Here is a 1,001-nt window from a genome sequence, read left to right as displayed (position 1 = left end):
ATTTTTGTCAATTGACGACAACCCAATGATGCAGGCGCTGTTTGGTGGTTTGGCCATCATCTTTGAAGCTGGCAAATTTTATGCGTGGTATGAATACGGCGAGCGTCGCGCCCACAGAAATTACGGTGGGGCAATTACGGCCTTGGTGTTTTACTCTGTGCTTGCTGCTATCTCTATTGGCGGCAGTATCGGCGGCATCAACAGCGCGACTAACAGCGCACAAAGCCATATTTCTGTCGAGCAAGCAAAAATCGAAGCGTTTAACCGCCAGATTGCGTCTATCGATAAACAGATCGAGCTGAACAACATCGCGGCGCAGAAGTACATCGAGATGGAGCGCATCGCAACGGGGGTGACGCGAATTCAAGAGCAAAACAAAACCCTGCGCGAAGAGCAGCAGAGATTGGCGATGGAGCGAGACAGTTTGCCTCCTGTAACGCAAGGCTCGGTCATCGGTCTGATCGATAGCCTTGCAAATGCGTTCGGTACGACATCGCAACAAGCTCAGTTATGGCTGGTGGTGTTCTTATCCTTCCTGCTCGATTTCTTTGCGGCGTTTTTTGTTGGCTTGATTGGTGAAGAACAACGTTTCCGTCATTATTACCGTCGCTACGCAGGCATGACTGTGGCATCAATTCGCGATATTGAACCAGAACCAGCGGGTTATCTTCCACACATTAAGGATGAAGATGAACCCGCCATTGAGCAAAAAATTGAAGAACCGGAAGAGCCAAAAACACTGCTAGAACAGGTGAGCGATGCCCTTAAAACTCATCAAATCACGTGTACGAAAAAAGCGGTAGCGAAGCAATTTAGACTTTCTGCGGAAGAGGTAGACAAAGTCTTCGAAGAGCTTGCAGAGCTTGGGCTGGTGGGTAAAAAAGCCAACCACCATTACCATTGGATTGGTCAAGCTGAAGCCGCTTAATGGTCTAGACTCAGTAAATATTTAAAGAGCGTCGATGGGCGCTCTTTTTTTATTTTCAGCCCTAAACCACCTA

1 protein-coding gene is annotated in these 1,001 nt (G+C 48.1%); it reads left to right on the top strand.

Annotated features, from left to right (window positions below; all coding sequences use genetic code 11):
• The coding region (locus R7O12_RS27240) for a Preprotein translocase subunit SecY (RefSeq protein WP_318127165.1) at positions 1-928 on the top strand (928 nt) is incomplete at its 5' end.
• Positions 929-1,001: the final 73 nt, after the last annotated feature.

The organism is Vibrio sp. Vb1574 (genome assembly GCF_033338675.1).
The sequence above is the reverse complement of the archived record's forward strand: the minus strand, read 5'-3'. Positions and strand labels throughout refer to the sequence as shown.